General features: G+C 73.9%; 18 protein-coding genes. 11 read left to right on the top strand and 7 right to left on the bottom strand.

Annotated features, from left to right (window positions below; translation table 11 throughout):
• Positions 1–57: 57 nt before the first annotated feature.
• The 3 genes from SAM23877_RS12695 (at position 58) to SAM23877_RS12685 (ending at position 2,829) form a co-directional block, all read left to right on the top strand.
• Positions 58–363, top strand: a complete 306-nt coding sequence (locus SAM23877_RS12695) for a hypothetical protein (protein ID WP_053130923.1) — start codon at positions 58–60, stop codon at positions 361–363.
• A 9-nt stretch (positions 364–372) separates the two neighbouring features.
• Positions 373–2,475 (top strand): 4-alpha-glucanotransferase, encoded by a 2,103-nt coding sequence (malQ, locus tag SAM23877_RS12690; protein WP_053130920.1) that lies wholly within the window; start codon positions 373–375, stop codon positions 2,473–2,475.
• Positions 2,476–2,547: 72 nt separating this feature from the next.
• Complete coding sequence (locus tag SAM23877_RS12685) at positions 2,548–2,829, top strand: hypothetical protein (protein WP_053130917.1); 282 nt, start codon at positions 2,548–2,550, stop codon at positions 2,827–2,829.
• A 91-nt stretch (positions 2,830–2,920) separates the two neighbouring features.
• Here the strand turns inward: SAM23877_RS12685 and SAM23877_RS12680 are convergent, their stop codons facing one another.
• Positions 2,921–3,445, bottom strand: coding sequence for a MarR family winged helix-turn-helix transcriptional regulator (locus tag SAM23877_RS12680; RefSeq protein ID WP_053130914.1), 525 nt, complete (start codon positions 3,443–3,445; stop codon positions 2,921–2,923).
• Between the two features lie 104 nt (positions 3,446–3,549).
• Between SAM23877_RS12680 and SAM23877_RS12675 the strand changes: the two genes are divergently transcribed.
• Genes SAM23877_RS12675 through SAM23877_RS12665 form a run of 3 tightly spaced genes read left to right on the top strand, consistent with a single transcriptional unit; the run spans position 3,550 to position 6,434 of the window.
• Entirely contained in the window at positions 3,550–4,500 is a 951-nt protein-coding gene (locus tag SAM23877_RS12675) for an EamA family transporter (RefSeq protein WP_053130911.1), read from the top strand.
• Between the two features lie 38 nt (positions 4,501–4,538).
• Entirely contained in the window at positions 4,539–5,471 is a 933-nt protein-coding gene (locus SAM23877_RS12670; protein ID WP_053130908.1) for a DMT family transporter, read from the top strand.
• 30 nt (positions 5,472–5,501) lie between these two features.
• On the top strand, positions 5,502–6,434 hold the full coding sequence (locus SAM23877_RS12665) for a LysR family transcriptional regulator (protein WP_053130897.1): 933 nt from the start codon (positions 5,502–5,504) through the stop codon (positions 6,432–6,434).
• Between the two features lie 288 nt (positions 6,435–6,722).
• Here SAM23877_RS12665 and pepN (SAM23877_RS12660) read toward each other — a convergent pair whose 3' ends face one another.
• The gene (pepN, locus tag SAM23877_RS12660) at positions 6,723–9,302 is read right to left on the bottom strand and encodes an aminopeptidase N (RefSeq protein WP_053130894.1); all 2,580 of its coding nucleotides are present in this window, start codon (positions 9,300–9,302) and stop codon (positions 6,723–6,725) included.
• 113 nt (positions 9,303–9,415) lie between these two features.
• Between pepN (SAM23877_RS12660) and SAM23877_RS12655 the strand changes: the two genes are divergently transcribed.
• Positions 9,416–9,892: a DUF1203 domain-containing protein gene (locus SAM23877_RS12655; RefSeq protein ID WP_053130891.1), complete on the top strand. Its 477-nt coding sequence runs from the start codon at positions 9,416–9,418 to the stop codon at positions 9,890–9,892.
• Here SAM23877_RS12655 and SAM23877_RS12650 read toward each other — a convergent pair.
• Positions 9,889–10,905, bottom strand: a complete 1,017-nt coding sequence (locus SAM23877_RS12650) for an aspartate-semialdehyde dehydrogenase (RefSeq protein ID WP_053130887.1) — start codon at positions 10,903–10,905, stop codon at positions 9,889–9,891. The two genes, SAM23877_RS12655 and SAM23877_RS12650, sit on opposite strands and share 4 nt — an antisense overlap.
• 351 nt (positions 10,906–11,256) lie before the next feature.
• Between SAM23877_RS12650 and SAM23877_RS12645 the strand changes: the two genes are divergently transcribed.
• Entirely contained in the window at positions 11,257–11,793 is a 537-nt protein-coding gene (locus SAM23877_RS12645) for an RNA polymerase sigma factor (protein ID WP_107291862.1), read from the top strand.
• Position 11,794: 1 nt separating this feature from the next.
• A complete protein-coding gene (locus tag SAM23877_RS12640; RefSeq protein WP_053130882.1) occupies positions 11,795–12,514 on the top strand; it encodes a hypothetical protein in 720 nt (239 codons plus the stop codon).
• A 73-nt stretch (positions 12,515–12,587) separates the two neighbouring features.
• Here SAM23877_RS12640 and SAM23877_RS12635 read toward each other — a convergent pair whose 3' ends face one another.
• The 3 genes from SAM23877_RS12635 to pepN (SAM23877_RS12625) form a co-directional block, all read right to left on the bottom strand.
• Positions 12,588–15,881: a S8 family serine peptidase gene (locus SAM23877_RS12635; protein WP_053130879.1), complete on the bottom strand. Its 3,294-nt coding sequence runs from the start codon at positions 15,879–15,881 to the stop codon at positions 12,588–12,590.
• A gap of 311 nt (positions 15,882–16,192) precedes the next feature.
• Positions 16,193–17,278, bottom strand: a complete 1,086-nt coding sequence (locus SAM23877_RS12630; protein WP_053130876.1) for a hypothetical protein — start codon at positions 17,276–17,278, stop codon at positions 16,193–16,195.
• A gap of 243 nt (positions 17,279–17,521) precedes the next feature.
• Entirely contained in the window at positions 17,522–20,101 is a 2,580-nt protein-coding gene (gene pepN, locus SAM23877_RS12625) for an aminopeptidase N (RefSeq protein WP_053130873.1), read from the bottom strand.
• Between the two features lie 145 nt (positions 20,102–20,246).
• On the opposite strand from pepN (SAM23877_RS12625), the gene SAM23877_RS12620 reads away from it, so the two are divergent.
• On the top strand, positions 20,247–20,885 hold the full coding sequence (locus SAM23877_RS12620) for a mycothiol-dependent nitroreductase Rv2466c family protein (RefSeq protein ID WP_053130870.1): 639 nt from the start codon (positions 20,247–20,249) through the stop codon (positions 20,883–20,885).
• On the opposite strand, the gene SAM23877_RS12615 is transcribed toward SAM23877_RS12620, so the two are convergent.
• Positions 20,872–21,093: a hypothetical protein gene (locus tag SAM23877_RS12615; protein ID WP_148663811.1), complete on the bottom strand. Its 222-nt coding sequence runs from the start codon at positions 21,091–21,093 to the stop codon at positions 20,872–20,874. The genes SAM23877_RS12620 and SAM23877_RS12615 overlap by 14 nt on opposite strands.
• Before the next feature lie 128 nt (positions 21,094–21,221).
• Here SAM23877_RS12615 and SAM23877_RS12610 point away from each other — a divergent pair, with 128 nt between their 5' ends.
• Positions 21,222–22,007 carry an SAM-dependent methyltransferase gene (locus tag SAM23877_RS12610; protein ID WP_053130863.1) on the top strand — a complete coding sequence of 262 codons (786 nt, stop codon included), beginning with the start codon at positions 21,222–21,224 and terminating at the stop codon, positions 22,005–22,007.
• The last annotated feature ends 89 nt before the right edge of the window (positions 22,008–22,096 follow it).

Below are 22,096 nucleotides of genomic sequence, written 5' to 3'. Positions count from 1 at the left end.
AGGCGTGCTCGGCAGAGCCCGCCGAGGCCCGACACCGCTCGACCGAAGGAGAACCCCGTGGTTGCACTGGCACCGCTTCTGCTCCCGGCCCCGTCCAAACCCGTGGCGGAGCCGTCCACTCCCTGGGCGGAGCCCTCCGCCGCCTCCGACACCCCGCACTACTGCGTCTTCGGCGCCACCGGCAGCTGCGCCGAGACCCCCCTCACCAGCGAACCGCCGCTGCCCGACGCCGAGCCCCTGACCAGCGAGTCCCCGTTCGCCGACGCCGTGCCCCTGACCAGCGAGTCCTCGCCCGAACTCACGGCGGACGTGCCGGAGCAGGGCGGCCCCTCCTTCGCCGTCCCGGAACCCACGAGGTCATAGAGGTCATCGATGCCAGCAGCCCGGCCGGCCGAGCCCCCCGCCGAGGACCTTCCCGAGGATCTGACCCGGCTCGCCGCCCTGCACGGCGTCGCCACCTCCTACAGCCCGTCCCCGGACCGCACCGTCGCGGCCTCGGCCACCGCCGTCATCCTGGCGCTGGCCGCCCTCGGTGTGGACGCGAGCACCCCGGGGGCCGTACGGGCCGCGCTCGCCGCCCGTGACGCCGAGCTGCGCGAGCGCCTGCTGCCGCCCACCGTGGTCGCCTGGAGCGACGGCGGCACCCCGGCCGCCCTGGCCGCGCTGCCCGCGGGCACCCGGCTGCGCGTCGAGACCGAGGCGGGCGAGACCCGCGCCGACGCCGATCGGCTGCCGCCCGGCGTCCACCGGCTGACCGCCACCGCGCCCGACGGCCGGACCGCCGGCGCCCACCTGATCGTCGCGCCCGCCCGGCTGCCGGTCCCCGCCGCGCGCTCCTACGGCCTCCTCGTCCAGCTCTACTCCCTGCTCTCCCGCCGCTCCTGGGGCATGGGCGACCTCGGCGACCTCGCCGAACTGGCCGCCTGGGCCGGGCGCGCCCTCGGCGCCGGGTTCGTCCAGGTCAACCCGCTGCACGCGGCCGTACCCGGCGCCCCCACCGACCCGTCCCCGTACCGGCCCTCCTCGCGCCGCTTCCCCGACCCCGTCCACCTGCGGATCGAGGACGTGCCCGAGTTCGCGTACGTCACCGACCGCGAGCGCCTCGGCGTCCTGCGGGAGCGGGCCGGACGGCTGCGCGAGGCCGTACTGGAGAAAGGCGCCCTGATCGACCGGGACGCCGTCTGGGAGCTCAAGCGCGAGGCCGCGGAGCTGCTCCTGGAGGTCCCCCTCGGCCCCGGCCGCCGGGCCGCCTACTGCGACTACCTCGCCGAACAGGGCACCGCCCTGGAGGACCACGCCACCTGGTGCGCGCTCGCCGAGGTCCACGGCTCCGACTGGCAGCGGTGGCCCGAGGGGCTGCGCGACCCCCGTTCGGCCGACACCGACCGGGCCCGCACCGAGCTGAGGGACCGCGTCGACTTCCACTCCCGTCTCACCTGGCTCACCGACACCCAGCTCACCGCCGCCCAGCACGCGGCCCGCGAGGCCGGCATGCCGGTCGGGATCGTCCACGACCTCGCCGTGGGCGTGCACCCGCGCGGCGCCGACTCCTGGGCCCAGCAGGAGTACTTCGCCGCCGGCATGTCGGTGGGCGCACCGCCCGACGCCTTCAACGCCCGCGGCCAGGACTGGGGCCTGCCGCCCTGGCGCCCCGACCGCCTGGCCGAATCCGGCTACGCGCCCTTCCGGCGGCTGCTGCGGGGCCTGTTCCGCTACGCCGGCGCCCTGCGCATCGACCACGTCATGGGCCTGTTCCGGCTCTGGTGGGTCCCCGAGGGCCACCCGCCCACCGAGGGCACCTACGTCCGCTACGACGCCGAGGCCATGCTCGCCGTCCTCGTCCTGGAGGCCGGCCGGGCCGGCGCCGTGGTCATCGGCGAGGACCTGGGCACCGTGGAACCCGGTGTGCGCGAGGCGCTGCGCGAGCGCGGGGTGCTCGGGACCTCGGTGCTCTGGTTCGAGCGGGACTGGGCGGGCGACGGCCGGCCCCTGCCGCCCGAGCGGTGGCGTGCCGACTGCCTGGCCACCGCCACCACCCACGACCTGCCCTCCACCGCCGCCCGCCTCACCGGCGAACACGTCGAACTCCGCGACCGCCTCGGCCTCCTCACCCGCCCGCTGGAGGAGGAGCGGGCCGAGGCGGCGGCGGACACGGCCGAGTGGCTGGACGTCCTGGCCCGGCTCGGCCTGCTGCACGGCACCGGCGGTGACACCGGGGGCCCCTCGGAGGAGGCCGGCATCCAGGCCGTCCACCGCTTCCTGCTGCGCACCCCCGCCCGGATGGCCGGCATCTGGCTCCCGGACGCCGTCGGCGACCGCCGCCCGCAGAACCTGCCCGGCACCTGGGACCAGTACCCGAACTGGCGGCTGCCGGTCGCCGACGCCGAGGGGCGCCCCGTGACCCTGGAGGATCTGGCCGCCTCCCCCCGGCTGCACGCGCTGATCGACGTGGTGCGGGACCGTGCGGGCGGCTGAGCGGCGCGCCCCGCGGCCCCGTACGGGCACCCCGGGCGCGCGCCCCCGGCGGCCGTTCGCTAACTTTGCACCGTGGACAAGAAGAACGCCCTGCGCGCCGGCGCCCTGGCAGCCGGTACGACGCTGATGATGCTGCTCATGTCGTCCCCCGCGCTCGCGCTGACCCGCGACGACGGCGACGACCCCGGCACCGGCCTGAGCGTCGTCGAGACGCTGGGTCTCTACGTCCTGGCCCCCATCGCGCTGTTCGCGATCATCGCCGGACTGGTGATGGTGCTGGACAGGTCCAAGGAGGAGCACCGCGTGACCTCCCGCAACATCAAGACCCGGCCCAAGGCCGACGCCAAGGCCTGACCGCCACCGCACCTTCTTCACCGAGGGCGCCGGCCCCACCGTTCGCACGCCGTGTGCGCGGGGCCGGCGCCCTCGGCGTGCGTGGGGCGGGCTACCGCTCCGTGGCGGCCAGCAGATCGCGCAGCAGGTCGGCCAGTTGCCCGGTCCGTCCGGCGTCGAGGGCCGCGGACAGCGCCTCGGTCTGGACGGCGAGCCCCGCGCCGACCGCCTCGTCCACCAGGCGCAGACCCTCGTCGGTGAGGGTGACCCGCAGGGCCCGGCGGTCGTGCGGGTCGGGGGAGCGGTACAGCAGCCCGGCCCGTTCCAGCTTGTCGAGGCGGCCCGTCATGCCGCCGGTGGTGAGCATCAGGGTCGCCGAGAGCTGCCGGGGCGAGAGCGCGTACGGCTCGCCGGAGCGGCGCAGGGTCGCGAGGACGTCGAACTCCCCGCGGGCGATGCCGAAGCGCGCGTAGGCCTTCTCCATCCGGTCGCTGATCGCGCGGGAGAGCCGGTTGATCCGGCCGAAGACCTCCATCGCCGCGGTGTCGAGATCCGGCCGGACCTCCGCCCACTGGTCGATGATCGCGTCGACCGGGTCCCGGGGCCGCTCGGTCCGCTGCTGGGGGCGCTCACTCATGGACCGAGTATCGACGGTCGGCAGATCGCCCGCAAGAAAGTTGCTTCGCGATAAGTAGCTTAGGAGTAAGCTACTTATCGCCGACCGACTTGGAGGGGCTCCCCATGCCCGCGAACCGTCCCTTTCTCATCACCCTGACCGCGCTCGCCCCCGTCTCCTGGGGCACCACCTACGCCGTGACCACCGAGTTCCTGCCGCCGGACCGGCCGCTGTTCACCGCGCTGATGCGCGCCCTGCCCGCCGGTCTCCTGCTGCTCGCCCTCGCCCGGGTGCTGCCGCGCGGAGTCTGGTGGTGGCGGGCCTCGGCGCTGGGCGCGCTGAACATCGGGGTCTTCCTCCCGCTGCTGTTCCTCGCCGCGTACCGGCTGCCGGGCGGCACGGCCGCCGCGGTCGGCTCGGTCGGCCCGCTGTTCGTCGTCGGGCTCTCGGCGCTCCTGCTGGGGCAGCGGCCCGCCGGCCGGCCCGTGCTCGCCGGCGTCGTCGCCGCGTTCGGCGTCAGCCTCGTGGTCCTGAAGGGGGCCGGCGCGCTGGACACGCTCGGCGTGCTGGCGGCGCTCGCGTCCACCGTCTCCATGTCGGCCGGCATCGTGCTGACCCAGCGGTGGGGCCGTCCCGAGGGCGTCGGCCCGCTCGCGCTGACCGGCTGGCAGCTGACCGCGGGCGGCCTGCTCATCGCCCCGCTCGCCCTCCTGGCCGAGGGCCCCCCGCCCGCGCTGGACGGCGCGGCGGTCGGCGGCTACCTCTACCTGGCGCTGGCCAACACGGCCGTGGCGTACTGGCTCTGGTTCCGTGGCATCGGGCGGCTCACCGCCACCCAGGTCACCTTCCTCGGCCCGCTGTCCCCGCTGACCGCCGCCGTCGTCGGGTGGGCGGCACTCGGTGAGGAGCTGACGCCGGTGCAGATGGCGGGCATGGCACTGGCGTTCGCGGCGACCCTGGCGGGCCAGCTCGCACCGGGCGCGAGGGCCGCCGCCCCGGGGGAACCTTTCAGTTCTCCTTCACGGAACGGTCGAAAAGATTCGATGGACCTGACGGGTTCGGCGCTGCGACGGTAGGTCCCCCACCCCCGCGCCGCCCCGTCGAAAGGACCTCCGTGGCCGTAGCCGACCGCCGGACCACCACCGCCCCCCTCACGCCCGCCCCCACCCACGTCTCCGCTCCCGCCGCCCCCGTCGCCCTCGGGATCGGGCTCGCCGTACTCGCCACCGTCGTCTGGTCCGGCAGCTTCGTCACCTCCCGCGCCCTCGGCGACAGCGTCCCGCCCGTCCAGCACGCGTTCTGGCGCTGGGTGGTGGCGCTCGCCGTCGTCGCCCCCTTCGGCGCCCGGCGGGCCTGGCGGCAGCGCGAGCTGATCCGGCGCCACCTCGGCTTCGTCCTCCTCGCCTCCCTGCTCGGCGTGGCCGTCTACAACACCCTTGTCAACCAGGCCGGAGTCACCACCCCCGCCGCCAACATGGGCATGATCATGGCGGCCTCGCCGGTGCTGATGGCGGTCTTCGAGAGGGCGGGCGGCGTACCGCTCGGCGCCCGCCGCGTGGCCGGGCTCCTCGTCGCCTGCGCGGGCGTGCTGCTGCTGGTCGGAGGCGGGGCGTCCTTCTCTGCCGGCGACCTGTGGATGATCGCCGCCGCCTGCTGCTTCGGCTCGTACAGCGCGCTGCTGCGCCGCAGGCCCGCCGGTCTGGACGGTGCGGGGTTCCTCTTCACCACGTTCCTGTGCGGCACGGTCCTGCTGCTGCCCGCCCAGGGCGTCAGCCTCGCCGTCCAGGGCGGATTCAGCCCGACGCCGGACACCGTCCTGCCCCTCCTCTACGTCGGTGTCGCCTCGTCCGCGGTCGCCTTCTTCGCCTGGAACAAGGCGATCGCCCTGATCGGCCCGGCCCGCGCGGGGATCGTCTACTACCTCCAGCCGGTGTGCGTCGCCCTGCTGTCCTGGGCGCTGCTCGCCGAGCCGACCGGCTGGGCGCAGGCCGGCTGCATGGCCCTGATCCTCGGCGGAGTCGTCCCCGGCGCGGGGGCGCGCCGGTGACCGGTGCCCCGCGTGGATAGGTTGGCCGCCATGGCCGACTGGGACATCCGCAAACTGCAGATCCTGCGGACGCTGCGGGAACGGGGCACGGTGACCGCGACGGCCGAGGCGCTGCGCATGACACCGTCCGCCGTCTCCCAGCAGCTGACGAACCTCGCCAGGCAGCTGGGGGTGGAGCTGCTGCGGGCCCAGGGCCGGCGGGTCCGGCTCACGGACGCGGCCCACCTGGTGCTGCGGCACGCCGACGCCGTGTTCGAGCGGCTGGAGAAGGCCGACGCGGACCTCGCGGCCCACCTCCGCGGAGAGGCCGGCGAGGTGCGGGTGGGCGCCTTCTCCACCGCCGTGCCCGCCCTGGTCGTGCCGGCCGTGACCGCGTTGCGGGCGACCCACCCCGACATCGCGGTGCGGGTGCGGGAGGCGGAGGCGCAGGAGGCGTACGAGCTGCTGGCCGCCCGGGACGTGGACCTCGCCCTGTCCCTGGCGGCCCACGCGCCCACCGCCGCCGACCCGCGGTTCACCCGCGTCCCGCTCCTCGCCGACCCGCTGGACGTCGCCCTGCCCGGCGACCACCCGCTGGCCGGCGCGCCGGGGCTGCGGCTGGCCGACCTCGCCACCGAGCCGTGGATCTTCGGCGGCAGCGGGCCCTGGTCCGACATCACGCGCGGAGCCTGCGAGGCGGCCGGGTTCCGGCCGGAGCAGGCGCACACGGCGGCCGGCTGGACGGCGATCCTCGCGATGGTCGGGGCGGGCATGGGCGTCGCCCTGGTGCCGCGGACGGCCGCGGTGCCGCGGGACGGGGTGGTCATGCGCGAGCTGCGCGCCGACCGTCCGGTCCGGCACGTCGTGGCGGCCGTGCGCAGGGGCGCGGAGACGGGAACGGCGGTGGGCAGGGTGCTGGAGGCGCTCCGAACGGCCGCCGCCCCCCGCCCCGCCGGACCGCGGGCCCCCTCGGCCCCCGGGTAGGCGGCCGACACGGCGCCGGGGCGGCCCTCTGCGCCGCCCTCCGGGTCGCGCGGTGAGCGGCCCGGGAACGGCTGCGGGGCGGGGTGGGCCTCGCCGCCGACCGGTCCGGGCGCTCGCGTGCCCGTGGCCGGCGCGGACGTCGTGCGGCGGACTGCCGGCCACCCCGCTGGTGGCGGTGGGCCGCGGCCCGCCGACCGGACCGCGCTCGCGCGGGCGGCCGACACGCCGGATACGGGGAAGGGGCGCCCGGTGCGGTGGGGCACCGGACGCCCCTCGGGGGAGCGGTGGCTACTCGCCGGCCGCCGCGGCGTCCGCCGCCTGGGCCCGCAGGGCGCGCTCGACGCCCGAGCGGGACTCCGAGACCAGACGGCGCAGGGCCGCGTTCGGCTCGGCGGAGGCCAGCCAGGCGTCCGTGCGGTCCAGGGTCTCCTGCGACACCTGCACCGCCGGGTACAGGCCGACCGCGATCTGCTGCGCCATCTCGTGCGAACGGGACTCCCAGACGCCCTTCAGCGCCTCGAAGTACCGCTCCGTGTACGGCGCCAGCAGCTCGCGCTGGTCGGTCTGGACGAAGCCGGCGATGACCGACTCCTGCACGGCGTTCGGCAGCTTGTCGGACTCCACGACCGACTCCCAGGCCTCCGCCTTGGCGGCCTCGGTCGGACGGGCGGCCCGCGCGGTGGCCGCGTGGCGCTCACCGGCGGCGGTCCGGTCCCGCTCGTACTCGGCCGCGATCTCCGACCCGCCGAACCGGCCCACGGCGGCGAGCCGCTGCACGAACGCCCAGCGCAGCTCGGTGTCGACGGCCAGGCCCTCGATCGTCGTCGTGCCGTCCAGCAGCGCGTCCAGCAGATCAAGCTGCTCCGGCGTCCTGGCCGTCGCCGCGAACGCGCGCGCCCACGCCAGCTGGTGGTCGCTGCCCGCCTCGGCGGCCCGCAGGTGGGCCAGCGTGGCCTCGGTCCAGCGGGCGAGCAGCGTCTCGCGGGCGGTCGGGGCGGCGTACTGGTCGATGGCCAGCTTCACCTGGCGGTGCAGCGACTGCACCACGCCGATGTCGGACTCCTTGCCGATGCCCGACAGGACCAGCGACAGGTAGTCCCGGGTCGCCAGCTCCGCGTCCCGGGTCATGTCCCAGGCCGACGCCCAGCACAGGGCGCGCGGCAGCGACTCGGTGAAGTCACCGAGGTGCTCGGTGACGACGGCCAGCGACTGCTCGTCCAGGCGGACCTTGGCGTACGACAGGTCGTCGTCGTTGAGCAGCAGCACCGCTGGGCGGGGCTTGCCCACCAGCTGCGGCACGGCCGTCAGTTCGCCGTCCACGTCCAGCTCGACGCGGTCGCCGCGCACCAGCTTGCCGTTCCCGTCGAGGTCGTAGGCGCCGATCGCGATGCGGTGCGGGCGCAGCGTCGGCTCGCCCTTCGCGCCGGCCGGCAGCGCCGGGGCCTCCTGGCGGATCGCGAAGGAGGTGACGACCCCCTCGGCGTCCGTCTCGATCTCCGGGCGCAGCACGTTGATGCCGGCCGTCTCCAGCCACGCCTTCGACCAGGTCTTCAGGTCGCGGCCGGAGGTCTCCTCCAGCGCGCCCAGCAGGTCGGACAGGCGGGTGTTGCCGAACGCGTGCCGCTTGAAGTACGCCTGCACGCCCCGGAAGAACGCGTCCTCACCGACGTAGGCCACGAGCTGCTTGAGCACCGAGGCGCCCTTGGCGTACGTGATGCCGTCGAAGTTGACGAGCACGTCGTCCAGGTCGCTGATGTCCGCCATGATCGGGTGCGTGGACGGCAGCTGGTCCTGCCGGTACGCCCAGGTCTTCATCTGGTTGGCGAACGTCGTCCACGAGTGCGGCCACTTCGAGCCGGGCGCGTCGGCCTGGCAGGCGGCCTCGGCGTAGGTGGCGAACGACTCGTTCAGCCACAGGTCGTTCCACCACTCCATGGTGACCAGGTCGCCGAACCACATGTGCGCCAGCTCGTGCAGGATCGTCGCCGCCCGCACCTCGTACGCGGCGTCCGTCACCTTCGAACGGAACACGTACTGGTCGCGGATGGTCACCGCGCCCGCGTTCTCCATCGCGCCCGCGTTGAACTCCGGCACGAAGAGCTGGTCGTACTTGGCGAAGGGGTACGGGTAGTCGAACTTCTCCTGGAACCACTCGAAGCCCTGCCGGGTCACCTCGAAGATGGCGTCCGCGTCGAGGTGCTCGGCGAGCGAGGGCCGGCAGTAGATGCCGAGCGGCACCGACTGGCCGTCCTTCTCGTACACGCTGTGCACCGAGTGGTAGGGGCCGACGATCAGCGCCGTGACGTACGACGAGATGCGCGGGGTCGGCTCGAAGACCCAGACGTCGTCCCGGGGCTCGGGGGTCGGCGAGTTGGAGATGACCGTCCAGCCCTCGGGGGCCTTCACGGTGAACTGGAAGGTCGCCTTGAGGTCCGGCTGCTCGAAGGAGGCGAAGACCCGGCGCGCGTCCGGCACCTCGAACTGCGTGTAGAGGTAGGCCTGGTCGTCGACCGGGTCCACGAAGCGGTGCAGGCCCTCGCCGGTGTTGGTGTACGCGCAGTCCGCGACCACGCGCAGGATGTTGCGGCCCGGCAGCAGCCCCGGCAGAGCGATGCGGGAGTCCTGGAACACCTCGGCGGCGTCGAGGGCGTCGCCGTTGAGCGTCACCTCGTGGACCGTCGGCGCGACCAGGTCGATGAAGGACTCGCCGCCGCCCTCCGCGACGTCGAAGCGCACCGTGGTCACGGACCGGTAGGTCCCCTCCCCACTCTGCGCGCCGGTGAGGTCGAGCTCGATCTCGTACGAGTCAACGGTCAGCAGCTTCGCCCGCTGCCGCGCCTCTTCGCGAGTCAGGTTTGTGCCAGGCACGCGGTCATCTCCTCGTTATGTGTGGGTTGCGCCATCCTTCCACGTGGCCCGTACGGAACGCGATGTCCATTTCCCGCCGGTGCGCGCCTCGGACCCGCGCGAACCTGGGTGCCATGCAGCATCGCACCGCACGGCCCATCGCACCGGCCGCCCTCAGGGAACTGCGCACCGCCGACGACGCGGGCCGCGCCCCCGCCGCCTTCACCGACGAGGAGGGCGGCGCCCCGCTGCGCTGCTGCCTGCGCCGCAGCCGCCGGGGGGAGAGGATCGCGCTCGTCTCGTACGCCCCGCTGCGGCGCCGGGCCGCCCGGACCGGCGCCGACCCGGGCGCCTACGACGAGCAGGGGCCGGTCTTCGTCCACGCCGAGGAGTGCGCGGGGCCGGAGACGGACGGCCTCCCCTTCACCGAAGCGCACCGCGTCCTGCGCCGCTACTCGGCCGACGGACGCATCCTGGGCGGGCGGCTGGTCGAGACGCCCGACGCCTTCGCGCCCGCCCTCCGAAAAGCGTTCGACGACCCGGCCGTGGCGTTCGTCCACGTCCGGGCCGTCGAGTACGGCTGCTTCCTCTACGAGGTGGGGCGGGACTAGCCCTTCAGCTCCGCCGCCACCAGCTCCGCGATCTGCACCGCGTTCAGCGCCGCGCCCTTGCGCAGGTTGTCGTTGGAGACGAACAGGGCCAGGCCGTTGTCGACGGTCTCGTCCCGGCGGATGCGGCCCACGTACGAGGGGTCCTGGCCGGCCGCCTCCAGCGGGGTCGGCACCTCGGCGAGCGCGACGCCGGGGGCACCGGCCAGCAGCTCCTTGGCGCGCTCGACGCTGATCGGGCGGGCGAAACGGGCGTTGATCTGCAGGGAGTGACCACTGAAGACGGGCACGCGCACGCAGGTGCCGGAGACCTTCAGCTCCGGGATCTCCAGGATCTTGCGGGACTCGTTGCGGAGCTTCTGCTCCTCGTCGGTCTCGTGCAGTCCGTCGTCGACGATCGAGCCGGCCAGCGGCAGCACGTTGTACGCGATCGGCGCCACGTACTTGTCCGGCTTCGGGAACTCCACCGCCGAGCCGTCGTGGGTGAGCTTGGGCGCGTCCGCGCCGACCTTCTGGACCTGCTCGAACAGCTCGTCCACGCCGGCCAGACCAGAACCGGACACGGCCTGGTAGGTGGCGACGACCAGCGCCTCGAGGCCCGCCTCGGCGTGCAGCGGACGCAGCACCGGCATGGCGGCCATCGTGGTGCAGTTCGGGTTGGCGATGATGCCCTTGGGGCGGTCGGCGATCGCGTGCGGGTTCACCTCGGAGACCACCAGGGGGACCTCGGGGTCGCGGCGCCAGGCGGAGCTGTTGTCGATCACGACCGGGCCCTGGGCGGCGACCTTCTCGGCCAGCGCCTTGGAGGTGGCGCCGCCCGCGGAGAACAGCACGATGTCCAGGCCGGAGTAGTCGGCGGTGGCCGCGTCCTCCACCGTCACACCGTCCAGCTCCTTGCCGGCGCTGCGGGCCGAGGCGAACAGGCGCAGCTCGGTGACCGGGAAGTCGCGCTCCGTGAGGATCCTGCGCATGACCGTGCCGACCTGACCGGTGGCTCCGACGATTCCGACCCTCACAGTGACTCCTTCTCCGTTCGTGCGCGTGTCTCCACGTGCGTCGTGCTCGGCCGAGACTTTTCCATCATGGGGCTCTGTCCGGCCCACCTGTCCACTTCTTTGCGCGGGGTGCCCGCACCGTGGGACGCGGCGCCGCGGGCAGCGGACGCCGTCCTGCGTGCGGAACCCGCGCTGAGCTGCAGAAATTCCCCTCGGACGGCCACCGCGCCGCAAGCTGTGCTGTTCCGTCCCTGCCCATCCCCTCCCGCCCCACACGACGATGTGACATACGCCTCGCACGAAAACGGGGCCCGTACGGGCGAACGTTTCGGGCCCCGGCCGCGTCATAGGGGAAACGCGGCGAGGGGAGGGGTGGCTGTGCTGCGCAGAAGGGCCCGCCGCGGCCAGGGGGACGCCGTGCTCGACGACCCCCTGGACGCGGCCCAGGAACGCCGGGTGCGGGCGGTGCTCGCGCTCGGCGGGGTGCCGCAGGCGGACCTGCCGGACGGGGTGCAGCAGGTCCGCCTGCGGCTGCTGGAGCGCACGGCGAGCGGACGGCAGGCACCGCGGGACGTGTCCGCGTGGGCGGCTGTCGTCGCCTCCAACCTGGCCATGGACTGGCACCGGGCCAGGCGCCGCCAGGACCGGCTGGGCGAACGCCTCGCCGCCCTGCGCCAGACGGAGCACCCCTCCGGGGAGGACACCAGCGTGCTCTCCCTCGCCGTAGCCCAGGGCCTGGACGAGCTGCCCGACGCCCAGCGTCAGGTCGTCGTCCTGCGCTTCTACGCCGATCTGCCGGTGCGCGGCATCGCCGAGGAGCTGGGGATACCCGAGGGCACGGTCAAGAGCAGGCTGCACACGGCGGTACGGGCGCTGCGGGCCCGCCTGCACGAGGACGAGGTGGTGTGAGATGGCGGCCGGGCACCCCGGTGGGGACGACGCGCTGATGGCCGCGATCACGGGTGAGCCGCTGCCGCCCGGGGCGGACGCGGACGCCGAAGCCGCGTACCGGTCGGCGGCGGCCGACGTGGCGCTGCTGCGGGAGCAGCTGGGCGTCATCGGACGGTCGCTGGGCGAGCCGCCCCGCGCCCCCGAGACCGCCCCGGTGGCGCCGCCCGCCCGCCGCTCCCCGCGCCGCCCCTTCGCCCTCGCACTCGGCGCCCTGGCGGTGGCCTGCGCCGGCACGGTGCTCACGGGACTGGGGTGGCTGGTGGCGCAGGGCAGCGGCGGCGGGGCCGACGCGGCGGGCGACAGCGCCGTCGCCGACGACAAGCGGGCGGGTTCCGCCGAGGCGGGGGTCGCCTTCGGCAGCCCGCGCTACCTGGCCTGCGCCCGGGTGGTGGCCGAGGGCACGGTGACCGGCGCCGAGCCGCTGCCGGCGGCCGGAAGCCACGGGATCACCCTCGACGTGACCCGCTCCTACAAGCCGGAGGGCCCGGCGGACGGGCCGATGACGTTCGTCCTGGAGGACACCACCGCCCGGCTGGCGGCCGGTGACCACGCGCTGATCGGCATCCCCCGGTACGGCGACACCCCGGACGCCGTGATCATCGGCGAGGAGGCCGTCGCCGTCGAACGCGCCCGGATCACCGCGTCCCTGCCCGAGTCCCGCACCCTCACCTGCGACTGAGCCCGCCGGCCCCGGGGACGCGGAAAGGGCGGGCGCCCCGCGGAGCGCCCGCCCTTCCCGGTGCCGCACCGGACTACGGCACGACCTTCCCGATCCGCACGCTGCCGAGGCCCGCGGCGGTGCCGTGGGCGTTCACCAGCTGGACCCGGCCGAAGAACTCACGGCCCTCGGGGGCCGCGGCCAGCGCCGTGACGCTGCCGGTGACCGTCGCCGAGGCGCCCGTACCGAGCTTCACCGGCGCCGAGCCGTCCACCGCGACCGAGCCGAGGGACGCGGCGAAGTACACGTCCCGGTAGTCGTACTCCGTGGTGCCCGACGGCACCGCGTAGCCGATGACCTCGACGGTGTAGGCGCCGGCGGCCGGCTTCGGCAGGGAGACCGACTCCTCCGAGTCGCCGTCGGCGGACTGGCCGACGACGGCGCCGTCCTTGTCGTAGACCGTCAGGTCCAGGTCGGAGGCGGCGTCGGAGACGCCGCCGATGGCCACGTCCAGCGACTCGGCACCCTCGGGCACCTGGACCGTGGAGGTCCGCTTCTCACCCTGCCGGATCGTCGGACGGGTCGTCTCGGCCGAGCCCAGCGGCCCGCCGGTCAGCCTGCCCTCGATCGGGGCGTACCGGTTCGTCACCTTCCAGGAGGCGTCGGCCGGGGTGCCGGCCTTCGCCTCGGGCACGGTCACGACCTCCGGCTCGAAGCCGGCGCCGAGGACGGCGACGTCCAGCTCGTACGGGTTGTCCAGCAGCGGTGAGGTGCGCCGCGACTCGACCTCGATCTCCCAGACGCCGGGCTGCGGGTCGGCGTACGCGCGCACGTCGGGCCGGCAGCCGTTGCCGTCGAGGTAGTTGTTGTAGCAGTACGGCGTGGAGGTGTTGTCGACCGGGACGCCGTACGGGTGGAGGGCGATGAACCGGGTCTGGCTGCCGCTCTCCAGTCCGCTCATCGCCACTTCGAGCGCCTTCGCGCCCTCGGGGACGGTCACGAAGTACGACTCGGTGCTGTTGCGCTGCACGGAGTCCCCGGCGGAGAAGTCGTACGCGAGCGGGGCCGAGGCCACGACCGTGGCCAGGACCAGCTTGTCGGTGCCCTCGGTGCGCGGGTCGTCGACCTCGAGGACCGCGCTCTTGATGCCCTGCGAGCGCGGCTGCGCCTCCACCCGGACGGTCACCGGCTCGTTCAGCGGCAGCCTCACCTCGTCCGAGCCGACGATCCGGAAGGTGCGCCCGGCGTTGTTCTCGAAGTGCAGCTCGTGCCGGATCGCCCGGTCGGCGCCGGAGGTACGGGTGAGCGTGATCTCGTACGTCTTCTTCTCCCCGGCCTTCAGGCCGCCCTCACGGTCGTAGAGGCCGGTGCCGCGGCCGGGGGTCTTCAGGAACTGGTCGATCGCGGTGTCGACCGGCGCCTCGACCGTGTACTCGTGGGCGGTCGCGCCCTCGCGGATCGCGCGCCAGGCGTCGGGGACGTTGATCAGGCCCGCGCCCTGCTCGTAGGCCTGCGCGCCCTCGATGCGGTCGGCGGTGGAGGTCAGCGCCGTGCGCAGCTTCGCCGGGGTGAGGTCGACGCCCGCCTGCTTCGCGGCCGACAGCAGCAGCGCGGAGGCGCCGGCGGCCTGCGGGGACGCCATCGAGGTGCCCTGGAGCATGCCGTAGCCGGCCGGGAGGTCGTAGCCCGCCTCGGGGACCGGCGCGCCGGGCATCCAGGTCTGGATGGTGTTCACCGCGGCGCCGGGCGCGGTGAGCGTCGGCGTGAAGCCGCCGTCCTCACGCGGGCCGCGCGAGGAGAACGGCATCATCGCGTACTTCTTGCTCACCGCGGAGCCGTAGTTGGCGGCCCAGGTCTCACGGGAGACGGAGGCGCCGACGGAGATCACCTTGTCGGCGAGGGACGGGTCGCCGATGGTGTTGGCGCCGGGGCCGGAGTTGCCCGCGGAGATCACCAGCTGGACGCCGTAGGTGTCGATGAGGCGCGTGTACAGCGTGGCGCGCGCGTTGTTGCCGTCGTTGAGCGCGGGCAGACCGCCGATCGACATGTTGACGATGTCGACGCCCCGGTTGACCACGAGGTCGATCATGCCCTCGGTGAGCGCGACGTTGGTGCAGCCGCCGCTCCAGGTGCAGGCGCGCGAGGACACGACCTTCGCGCCCGGGGCCGCACCGTCCATCCGGCCGCCGAACAGGCCGTTGGCGGCGGTGAGGCCGGCCACGTGCGAGCCGTGCGAGCCCTCGATGACGCCGATGTTGACGAAGTCGGCCTTGTCGCCGGCCGCGTTGCGGACGACGTCCTCGCGGATCTCGACGACGAAGGGCTGGCGCTCGGCCACGTCCGTCTTCGGGTCGTCGGTGCCGAAGTACCCGACCTGGAAACCGTCCTTGTACGGCTTCATGGGGGTGTCGTCGGCGAAGTCGCCGTTGTTGTTCAGGTCGACGCGGACGGTGCCGGCCGCCTTGTCGTAGAGGACGCCCCAGGAGTCGGTGGTGTCGCCGTCCCGGTTGGCGTCGCCCGCGGCGTCACCGCCGGTGGTGTACGACTCCAGGAAGGTGCTGACCCGGTAAGAGCCGGCCGGGGCCGTCCAGGTTTTGCCGCCGTAGGTGAAGACCGGTCCCGAGACGGCGGTGTCCATCGGGCGCCAGGTCCGGTCGCCGTCGACGACCGGGTCGGTCGCGGTGACCCAGTCGACGATCTTGCGCTCGCCGGTGGTGGTCTTCTGGAGCGCCGGGTGGGCGAGGTCGACGCCCGAGTCGAGGACGCCGATGGTGACCCCGCGGCCGTCCGCCTTCGGGTACTTCTTCACGAAGTCGACGGCGCCCGTCTCGAAGGACGGGTTGTACGGGTTCTCGGCGGGGGTCCGGCGGTCCGGCGCGGGGTAGGAGCGGCCCTGGTGCGAGGCGCCCTTCGCGGTGTCCGCGCTCGGTGTCGGGTCGTCCAGCGGGATCTCGTCGCGCAGGTCGATGCCCTGCACGGAGGAGAGCTTCGCGGCGGCGGCGATGGCCGAGTCGGCCTTCGCGGTGGGCACGGTGGCGCGGACGTAGCCCAGCTCGTCGTACGTGCGTCCGACGGACCCGCCGCCGACCGCGTCGAGTTCCTCCGCCACCTGCTCGGTCCGGCCCGGCGCGGTGGCCACCATCATCGTGACGTGCTTCGTACCGGCGGCCTTCGCCTCGGCGAGCAGGTCGGCGTCGGCGGAACCGAGCTTGTCGTGGGCGCTCTTGACGGAGGCGTCGGCCGGCGGGGCGGTGCCGGGACCGTCGGCGGCGAGGGCCACGGGTACCGGTCCGACGGCACAGAGCGCGGCGACGAGGCCCGTGGCCACGGTCAGGCGGGCCGCGCGTCTCGCGCCCGGTATCGGTTCGCGCTGGGGGGTGTGGGTCATCGGCATCCCTTGTAGGTAAAGGAACGTGCGTGGACGACCGGGGCCGATCGGTGCTGGCCGCGGGCAGTCCGGAATACGATCCCGGACGACCGCTCAGCTTTACGCAAGGGATCACTGTTTGGGGAGAGTTGTCCGGGACGGGGCGAAGTCATGGCGTACTTCCGCCATACGCCACCGGGGACGTAAGGGGTGGGCCGTGACATTCCCGCGGGCCGTCAGGTCCCGCTCCCACCGGCCCCGTTCACGAGGAGGGGCCACCGGGATACCGGCGGCCCCTCCTCTCCCCTCCTGGTGACCGCCCCGGTCCGTCACTACCGGGGCAGCACCACGACGTACGCGGCGGGTTCCCTGTCCGCGGCCGCCATCAACGCGGTACGCACGACGGTCGCCTGGTGCTCCGGGCAGTCCCGCAGCTTGCGCGGCGTCAGGTGCACCACCGTGACGCCCAGCCGTTCCAGGTGCTCGCGCTTGCGGGCGTGTTCGGCCCACAGCGCGTCGTCGTCCTGCTGCCGGTGGGCGCGGGTGTCCAGCTCCAGCGCCACCGAGTGCTCGGGCCAGTAGGCGTCCACCCCGCCGAGGTGGGGACCGCCGGGCAGACGCAGGTCGACGTTCCAGGCCGGTTCCGGCAGACCGTGCTCGCGCACCATCCGGTACAGGCGCTGCTCCGCGAGGGCCCGCCCCTCGGCGACCAGCGAGTCGACGGCGTCCACCACGTGCGGGCGGCTGAGCAGCCGGGCCCGGTTCAGCTCCCGTACCACCGCCGCCGGTTCGCAGTGCCCGCCGCGCACCGCCTCGGTCATCAGCCGGCGGACGACGCCCGCGTCCGACAGTCCCGCCACCGCGTCGGCCAGTGCCCGCGCCACCGGTGCCACCGGCACTCCGGTGACCTGTACGGCGGTGGGCAGCGCCGTCGTCCGGACGATGCGTGCGCAGCCCGTCGTGCGCAGCCGGCGCAGCCTCGGCACCAGGACGTCGATGGCGTCCAGGGACGGCAGCGGGGGAGCGGCGCGGAAACCGTGCAGCGTCAGCCCGGCCAGGCCCGTGATCATCGCCTCCGCGTAGGCGAGGACGGGCCGCTTGTCCCCGCCCGGCTGCACCGGCACGGAGGCGGGGACGCCGGCGGGGGCGCCGGCGGGGGCGCCGCCGTCCGCGGCGGTCCGCTCCCGGGCCGCGTACATCAGCACCGCGTGCAGGCGCTCCTCGCTGGTCGGCGGGCCCGGGTGGAGCAGGACGACGTTGGGCAGGAGCCGCTGCCACGGACCGCCGGGACGGCACTGCTCGTCGGTCTCGGCGGCGGAGACACCGTGCGCGCGCAACTGAGCGGCCGTCATCAGGCGGCGCCGGCCGTCGGCGAGGTGGTGGAGCGGGCGGGGGGAGAGCGGGGTGTTGTGCGTCATGACCGGGGCCTTCCCGCACCCGGTCCGTCCCTTAACCGCTGTTACAAGGCCATCGCGCAATCCGGACAAGCCCGCCCTAAAGGACGGGTGTTCGGATGCCGAAAACCCCTGGTCCGTCGCCGTGCGGCCCAGGGGTTACGGCTGCTGTCGATCGAATTCCGTAACGATGACGGAGAGCCCAATCATTGGCCAAAGATCGGCCCCGAAGGGGCGGCCCCGGACCGCCGGCCCCGGGTCAGGCGCTCAGCGGCCCGCCGCCGCGTCGCACGCCTGGCCCCGCAGAGCCCGCGCCAGGTCGTCCCGCGCCTCCAGCACCAGCCGGCGCAGCGCGGGCGCGGCGTCCTCGTGCGCGGACAGCCAGGCGTCCGTCGCGTCGAGGGTGTCCTGGGAGTCCCGCAGGGACGGGAACAGGCCCCGCACCACGTCCATCCCGATCTGGATGGACCGCTCGGCCCAGACCCGCTCGATCGCCGCGAAGTACTTCTCGGCGTACGGCGCGACCAGTTCCCGCTGCGAGGACTGCGCGAAGCCCGCGATGGTCGCCTCCACCAGCGCGTTCGACAGCGCGTCCGACTCCACGACCTGCGCCCAGGCCTGTGCCTTCACCGCCGCCGACGGACGGGCCGCCAGGCAGCGCACCTGGTGCCGCTTGCCGGAGGCGGTGTCGTCCCGGGCCAGCTCGGCGGCGAGCACGCCCTCGTCGGCGTGGCCGTGCGCGGCGAGCGGCTGCAGGAACGCCCAGCGCAGCTCCTGGTCCACGTCCAGGCCGTCGACCTTCTCGGTCCCGTCCAGCAGCCCGCGCAGCAGCCGCAGGCCGGCCTCGTCACCGGCCACCGCGGCGAAGAACCGCGCCCACGCCAGCTGCTGCTCGCCACCCGGCGCGGCGTCCCGCAGCTCCCGCAGCGCGCCCTCGCCGAGCAGCCGCCCGCCGGTCTCCCGCCACTCGGGGGCCGCGTAGTGCACGAGCGCCGAGTTCGCCCAGGCGTGCAGCATCTGCAGGACCCCGATGTCCGACTCGCGCCCCGCGAAGCGCAGCACCAGCCCCACGAAGTCCCGCGCCGGCAGCAGCGCGTCCCGCGTCATGTTCCACAGCGCCGACCAGCACAGGGCGCGGGCCAACGGGTCGGTCAGCGCGCCCAGGTGCTCGCGCAGCGTCGCCAGCGAGGTCTCGTCGAAGCGGGTCTTGCAGTACGTCAGGTCGTCGTCGTTGACCAGGACCAGCTCGGGCGCCTCGGCCCCGGCCAGCTCCGCCACCACCGTGCGGGGCCCGTCGACGTCCACCTCGGCGCGCGCGTAGCGCTCCAGGGCGCCCTCGCCGGTGCGCCGGTACAGGCCCACCGCCACGCGGTGCGGACGCAGCTCGGGGTGGGACTCGGCGGCCTCCTGGACCACCGCCAGCTCGTCCACCCGCCCCCCGGGGCTCAGCAGCACCTGCGGGGTCAGCGAGTTGACGCCCGCCGTCTGCAGCCAGGAGCGCGCCCAGGCCGCCATGTCCCGCCCGCTGGTCTCCTCCAGCACCGACAGCAGGTCGCCGAGGCGCGTGTTGCCGTACGCGTGCCGCTTGAAGTAGCGCCGGGCGCCCTCCAGGAAGGCGTCCTGCCCGACGTACGCCACCAGCTGCTTCAGTACGGAGGCGCCCTTCGCGTACGTGATGCCGTCGAAGTTGAGCTTGGCGTCCTGGAGGTCGCGGATGTCGGCGGTGACCGGGTGCGTGGAGGGCAGCTGGTCGGCGCGGTAGGCCCAGGCCTTGCGGCGGTTGGCGAAGGTGATCCAGCCGTCGGTGAAGCGGGTCGCGCCCACCAGCGAGAAGGCGCCCATGAAGTCGGCGAAGGACTCCTTGAGCCACAGGTCGTCCCACCACTCCATGGTGACCAGGTCGCCGAACCACATGTGCGCCATCTCGTGGAGGATCACGTTGGCGCGGCCCTCGTAGGACGCCTGGGTGACCTTGCCCCGGAAGATGAACTCCTCCCGGAAGGTCACCAGCCCCGGGTTCTCCATCGCGCCGAGGTTGTACTCGGGCACGAACGCCTGGTCGTACTTGCCGAAGGGGTACGGGTAGTCGAAGTGGTCGTGGAAGAAGTCCAGGCCCTGCTTGGTGACCAGGAAGACGTCGTCGGCGTCGAAGTGGGGGGCCAGCCCCTTGCGGCACAGGGCGCCGAGCGGGATCTCCAGCCGCGTGCCGTCCTCCAGGGTCCGCTCGTAGGAGTCCGTGACGTAGTGGTACGGGCCCGCCACGACACAGGTGATGTACGTCGAGATCGGCTTCGTCTCCGCGAACCGCCAGACGCCGTCGGCGCGTTCCCCGGTGCCGTTGCTCCACACCGTCCACTCCTCGGGCGCCCGCACCTCGAAGCGGAAGGGAGCCTTCAGGTCCGGCTGCTCGAAGTTCGCGAAGACCCGGCGGGAGTCGGCCGGCTCGTACTGGGTGTACAGGTACACCTCGCCGTCCTCGGGGTCGACGAAGCGGTGCAGGCCCTCGCCGGTGCGGGAGTACGCGCACTGCGCGTCGACGACCAGCTCGTTGTCGGCGGCCAGGTCCTCCAGGACGATCCGGGTGCCGTCGAAGACCTCGCTCGGGTCGAGGTCGCGGCCGTTGAGGGACACGGCGGTCACGCTCGGTGCGATCAGGTCGGCGAAGCTGCTCGCGCCCGGCTCGTTGCAGCGGAAGCGGATCGTGGTCACGGACCGGAAGGTGCGCGGACCCTCGCCCTCCGCGGCGCCGGCGGCCGAGCGCACGTCGAGGGACACGTCGTACCCGTCGACGCGGAGCAGGGCGGCCCGCTCCCGGGCCTCGTCGCGGGACAGATTCTCACCGGGCACGGGCGGCACTCCCTCGGGTGGTGTTCAGTATGCGGACAGCACCGATCCTGCCATGTGGCCCTGACACGCGGCAGCCGGGAATGGCCGCGCGACCGGGCGGGTTGCCTGGAGAAAAGCTCGGTTGCGCCACCTCCTGAGGAGAGACATGTCGGAGAAGACTCCCGTCGACTTCTGGTTCGACCCGCTGTGCCCGTGGGCCTGGATGACCTCCCGCTGGGTGCTGGAGGTGGAGAAGCTCAGGGACATCGAGACGTGCTGGCACGTGATGAGCCTCGCCGTCCTGAACGAGGACAAGCTCGACGAGCTGCCCGAGGAGTACCGCGAGATGCTCGAGACCAAGGCCTGGGGCCCGGTCCGGGTCGTCATCGCCGCCCAGGAGGAGCACGGCGCCGAGGTGCTCGGCGACCTCTACACGGCGCTCGGCACCCGCTTCCACAACCAGGGCGAGGGCCCGGAGAAGGAGACGGTCGCCGCCGCCCTGAAGGACGTCGGCCTGCCCGAGTCCCTCATGGACCACTGGGACTCCACCCCGTACGAGCCGCAGCTGCGCGCCTCCCACCAGGAGGGCATCGACAAGGTCGGCCAGGAGGTCGGCACCCCGGTCATCGCGGTCCCCGGCGCCGACGGCGGGCAGATCGCCTTCTTCGGCCCGGTCGTCACCCCGGCGCCGAAGGGCGAGGACGCCGCCAGGCTCTGGGACGGCACCCTGGCCGTCGCCTCCGTCCCGGGCTTCTACGAGATCAAGCGCACCCGCACCCAGGGGCCGGACTTCAGCAACCTGTAGGCCGGAAGGAGTCCGGCAGATCGAACCCGGACCTCCAGTTGAAGTAGGACTGCACGCGCACGCACCCCGCACGGGCGCAGCGCCGGTAGGTGCCCAGGTCGGCCCTGGGCACCTGGCCCAGGGCGTACGCCCGCTCCGCGTCGTCGAGCGGCCGGAACGCCTGGTCCGTGTCCCCGCAGTTGGGGCACCGCCTGATCGGAAGACCCATGCGGGCCACTGTGGCCCGCGACCCCTTCGTCCGGGAACCCTCCGTGCGAGGGCGGTCACCTGTTCCCGTCGGCTCGCCTCCCGTAGGACCATGGACGCACCCCAAGTGCTGGAGGCGAGTCCCACCCCATGACGGAGATCGACACCTCTGTGCCCCACTCGGCCAGGATCTGGAACTACTGGTTGGGCGGCAAGGACAACTACCCCGTGGACGAGGCGGCCGGCGACGCCTACACCGCCGTCTTCCCCGGCATCGTCACCATCGCCCGCAGCAGCCGCGCCTTCCTCGGCCGCAGCATCCGGTACCTGGTGCTGGAGGCGGGTGTACGCCAGTTCCTGGACGTCGGGACCGGGCTGCCGACCGTGGACAACACGCACGAGGTCGCCCAGCGGCACGCCCCCGAGTCGCGGATCGTCTACGTCGACAACGACCCGCTGGTCCTCGCGCACGCCCGGGCGCTGCTCACCTCCAGCGCCGAGGGGGCGACGGCGTACGAGGACATGAGCCTCTTCGAGCCCGAGGCCGTCCTCGAAGCGGCCGCGCGGACCCTCGACCTGACCCGGCCCACCGCCCTGATCCTCAGCGGCATCCTCGGCCACGTCGCCGACCACGACCGGGCCCGCGACCTGGTCCGCCGCCTGATGGCCGGCCTGCCCCCGGGCAGTCACCTGTGCGTCAACGACGGCTCGCGCGGCACCGACCCGGACTACGAGGCGGCCCAGGACGGCTACAACGAGACCGGTGCCGTGCCGTACTTCCTGCGCCCGGTGGAGCAGATCGAGGCGTACTTCGAAGGGCTCGACCTGGTCGACCCCGGCGTGGTCTCCGTCCCGCTGTGGCGCCCGGACCCGTCCCCGGACGGCACCGGGCCCCGCCCCGTCGGCCAGCACGGCGGGGTCGCCCGCAAGCCCTGACCCGCCGCCCGCGCACGCAGGAGGCCCCCGCGAGTCAGGTCCTCGCGGGGGCCTCCCTCATTCCGCCTGCCGCCGTGAAGGGTGAGAAG

Source organism: Streptomyces ambofaciens ATCC 23877, from assembly GCF_001267885.1.
Lineage (GTDB): Bacteria > Actinomycetota > Actinomycetes > Streptomycetales > Streptomycetaceae > Streptomyces > Streptomyces ambofaciens.
This window is presented reverse-complemented; position numbering and strand designations above follow the sequence as displayed.

Bases quoted from the DNA above. Each gene is read 5' to 3' on its own strand.
- malQ (WP_053130920.1), top strand. From the start codon at position 373: ATGCCAGCAGCCCGGCCGGCCGAGCCCCCCGCCGAGGACCTTCCCGAG.
- SAM23877_RS12680 (WP_053130914.1), bottom strand. From the start codon at position 3,445: ATGAGTGAGCGCCCCCAGCAGCGGACCGAGCGGCCCCGGGACCCGGTC.
- SAM23877_RS12675 (WP_053130911.1), top strand. From the start codon at position 3,550: ATGCCCGCGAACCGTCCCTTTCTCATCACCCTGACCGCGCTCGCCCCC.
- SAM23877_RS12665 (WP_053130897.1), top strand. From the start codon at position 5,502: ATGGCCGACTGGGACATCCGCAAACTGCAGATCCTGCGGACGCTGCGG.
- SAM23877_RS12655 (WP_053130891.1), top strand. From the start codon at position 9,416: ATGCAGCATCGCACCGCACGGCCCATCGCACCGGCCGCCCTCAGGGAA.
- SAM23877_RS12640 (WP_053130882.1), top strand. From the start codon at position 11,795: ATGGCGGCCGGGCACCCCGGTGGGGACGACGCGCTGATGGCCGCGATC.
- SAM23877_RS12635 (WP_053130879.1), bottom strand. From the start codon at position 15,881: ATGACCCACACCCCCCAGCGCGAACCGATACCGGGCGCGAGACGCGCG.
- SAM23877_RS12630 (WP_053130876.1), bottom strand. From the start codon at position 17,278: ATGACGCACAACACCCCGCTCTCCCCCCGCCCGCTCCACCACCTCGCC.
- SAM23877_RS12620 (WP_053130870.1), top strand. From the start codon at position 20,247: ATGTCGGAGAAGACTCCCGTCGACTTCTGGTTCGACCCGCTGTGCCCG.
- SAM23877_RS12615 (WP_148663811.1), bottom strand. From the start codon at position 21,093: ATGGGTCTTCCGATCAGGCGGTGCCCCAACTGCGGGGACACGGACCAG.
- SAM23877_RS12610 (WP_053130863.1), top strand. From the start codon at position 21,222: ATGACGGAGATCGACACCTCTGTGCCCCACTCGGCCAGGATCTGGAAC.